The organism is Marinisporobacter balticus, from assembly GCF_004345705.1.
Classification (GTDB): Bacteria; Bacillota; Clostridia; order Peptostreptococcales; family Thermotaleaceae; genus Marinisporobacter; species Marinisporobacter balticus.
The window spans coordinates 1-3,291 of the sequence record NZ_SLWV01000062.1 but is presented as its reverse complement, the minus strand read 5'-3'; the positions used below and the strand labels follow the sequence as shown (position 1 = coordinate 3,291).

3 protein-coding genes are annotated in these 3,291 nt (G+C 31.8%); all 3 read left to right on the top strand.

Annotated elements, in window-relative coordinates:
- The first annotated feature begins 153 nt into the window (after positions 1–153).
- The 3 genes from EV214_RS18430 (at position 154) to EV214_RS18420 (ending at position 3,078) form a co-directional block, all read left to right on the top strand.
- Entirely contained in the window at positions 154–759 is a 606-nt protein-coding gene (locus EV214_RS18430) for a DUF6431 domain-containing protein (protein WP_132248473.1), read from the top strand.
- Positions 760–880: 121 nt separating this feature from the next.
- On the top strand, positions 881–2,278 hold the full coding sequence (locus tag EV214_RS18425; protein WP_207669735.1) for a DDE-type integrase/transposase/recombinase: 1,398 nt from the start codon (positions 881–883) through the stop codon (positions 2,276–2,278).
- Positions 2,278–3,078, top strand: coding sequence for an ExeA family protein (locus EV214_RS18420; protein WP_132248471.1), 801 nt, complete (start codon positions 2,278–2,280; stop codon positions 3,076–3,078). Before EV214_RS18425 ends, EV214_RS18420 begins: the two co-directional genes overlap by 1 nt.
- Positions 3,079–3,291 lie beyond the last annotated feature (213 nt).

Here is a 3,291-nt window from a genome sequence, read left to right as displayed (position 1 = left end):
TGTAGATTCTCAAATTATCCTTCTTCAATACAGCATAATTTTCTCAGATTATATAATTCGATAAGATTCTTTTACTGAAATAATTCTTTCATTATATATTGATTTATTATAGAAAAAATAGGATATACTCCTTTTAAAAAAGGAGTTATTTTTATGCAGTTTATATTTGATTGTAGTATATCTAATTACATTGAACAAGAAAAAGGGAAGGAGGTTGCTGTTCCCATTCTTAACTCCTGCCCTAATCCTTATTGCAAAATCAATGTAGCACCTAAAAAACATGGTGGATACGAACGTTACTCTCTTAGTGAACAATATCAAGGGCATATTTATATTCATCGTAGATATTGCCCTTATTGCGGAAAAACTTTTTCTTTTCTCCCTTCTTTTTGTGTACCCTATTTTCAGTATGCTCTCCATGTTATTATTGAAGTTTTAATTTGTGCTTTTAAAAACGATATCTCTTATAAGAAGATACTTGCTTACATTTGGATGAAATTTAATATTTTGTTTTCAAAGCAGCATATTTCTTTCTACTGTAATCGTTTCACTTCCAATCTTTCTTTTGTTCAAACAATTCTTCGCTCAATAAATCCTTTGGTTAAATTACCAGATGCTCATTTAACAAAAAATAAAAAAGCTAAAAAAGTAATCACCACCATCAAAAATTTATTCCCAGCCTCCCACAGCTTTTCAGAACAATTTTTTAAGGCTTCCAATCAATCTTTTTTAGCTACACATCATTTTATTTCAGTATGATGTAGTTAGATTGTAGCCTCTTTTATGGATTCTTATTCAGCAACAATCCTTTTTACGGTTGCAGTTTGACTTTTTTGCCAAGTCTCTTTATGAGAGTATTCATCATGAGGAGGAATGCAATATGTTGTCGAAAGAAATTTGTAATCAAATCGCATTAAAACGTTTTTCATTAATCAGTCCAGTACTAAATGGGCAGGTGAATAATCAACTGCGCTATTTTGAGGAAGTTTGTGCAAAAGCGATTGATATGCCTCATTATGGTCTAAAAAATTATTCACCCAAAACCCTTTGTACTTGGTATCACCTTTATCTCAGAGGTGGTTTAGAAGCATTAAAACCAGGTGGTAGAAGTGATAAAGGAAAAAGCAGAAAAATCGACCCAGCCGTTGGTGATCATATTATCCTTAAAGTCAAGCAGTATCCCCGTATCACAAAACGAATGCTTTATGAAGAATTAATAAAAGAAAATATCATTGTTCCAAAAGATGTATCCCTTGCTACTTTTTACAGATATTTAGCTATTCATCCTGATCTTTTAAATGAGCAAGATCAAGAAGCTTCTAGTGATGAATTGCGCCGATTTTCTCACAAATACATCAATGAACTATGGCAAGCAGATGTTATGTATGGTCCTTATTTAACCGTAGGAAGAAAAAAGAAGCAAACCTATTTACTAGCTTACATAGATGACGCTTCTCGATTAATTACACATGCTAGTTTTCATTTTGAACAAAATTTTGAATCTCTTCGAAGTACGTTAAAAAATGCACTTTTATCAAGAGGTGTTCCTAAGCTTTTGTATACAGATAATGGCACTATTTATCGCTGCTCTCAGCTTTCGATGATCTGTGCTTCAGTTGGTTTTTCTCTCCTTCATGCAAAACCTTATACCCCTACAAGTAAGGGTAAAATTGAACGTTTTTTTCAAACGGTTCGTATGCGATTTTTAAGTTGTTTAGATCTAGCACAAATAAAAGATTTAGATGATTTAAACAACCGTTTTTCAAAGTGGCTGCTAGAAGATTATCAATGTAGAGAACATTCTGCTTTAGGAATGTGCCCTTTAGATTTCTTTATGAAGCAGGTTGATCACATTCACTTAATAAGTGATCCAGATCTTTTAAATGAACATTTTCTTTTGAGGGTAAACAGAAAAGTTCATCATGATGCCACCATTAAACTTAAAACATTACTTTATGAAACGAATCCTGCTTTTTCAAACAAGAAAGTGGAAATACGCTATGATCCTAATTGGCTCCTTGACGCTACAAAACCTATTTTCATTTTTGAAGATAATAAAAAAATCGGTGAAGCACGGCAAGTAAATATGTATGAAAATGCTTATGTAAAACGTAAAAACCATACGTCAAAACCACTTTCTACAAAAGATTCATCTGAAGAAAACACTCACTTTGTAACATCTGACAATAAAGCTAAAAACTCTCTTATACCTTCAAATCAAACGGTCTCTTTTAGAGATGTTATGAATGAAAATATGGATAAGGAGGAGGTTGTGTAATGTTTACGCAGTTTTTTTCTTTGACATTTAATCCATTTACGAAAGAAATCGATTCATCTTTGCTGTTTCAAAGCAAGGAATATATGGAAATTTCAGCAAGATTAGAATATCTTAAACAAACACGAGGAATTGGTCTTTTGATTGGAGAACCAGGTGCAGGAAAATCTACATGTCTTAGAAGGTATAGGGATCATTTAAATCCTTCGTTGTTTAAACCTTGTTATTTTGCTCTTTCAACCGTTACAGTAAAAGAGTTTTATCGTGCATTAGCCTATATGCTTGGAGAAGAACCAAAGTATCAAAAAATTGCTTTGTTTCACCAAATACAATCAGCGATCTTAACACTTTATAAAGAAAACCGAATAACGCCTGTTATTATTTTAGACGAAATTCATTTAGCATCAAATAAACTACTAGAAGATATACGATTGCTATTTAATTTTTCGATGGATAGTGAGAATCCTTTTATCTTAATTTTAGCTGGACAACCATTGATTCGCAATAAACTGTCATTAAACATCAATCAACCATTGAAACAAAGAATTGGCATTAAATATATGCTACAAGGTCTAAAAAAGGATGAAATAAACGCCTATTGTATTTCTAGATTAGAGATTGCAGGATGTAGCGAAGAATTAATTGAAACTTCTGCATACGAAGCTATCTATGGCATTACAAAAGGCTTCCCACGGCTTATAAACAACTTAATGACAGGAGCACTTTTGTATGCTTACAGCAAAAAACTACGAAAAATCGATGAAGAGGTGATCTATCAAGCACAAAATGAATTAAGTTTTTAAATAAAATCTCAAAAAAATTTGTGGAAATTTAGGCAAGGGTCATTTTGTAGATACTTACAAAATCCTTGCTTTTTATGTCCTTATATTTTTTCTGAAATAACTTGAGAAAAGTACTTGAATCAAATTATTTAATCTGAGAACCGTTTGATTTTTTATCCTATTGTATACCCATTTAATCCGAGAATTTTTGCTACTTTAATTTGAGAATCGACA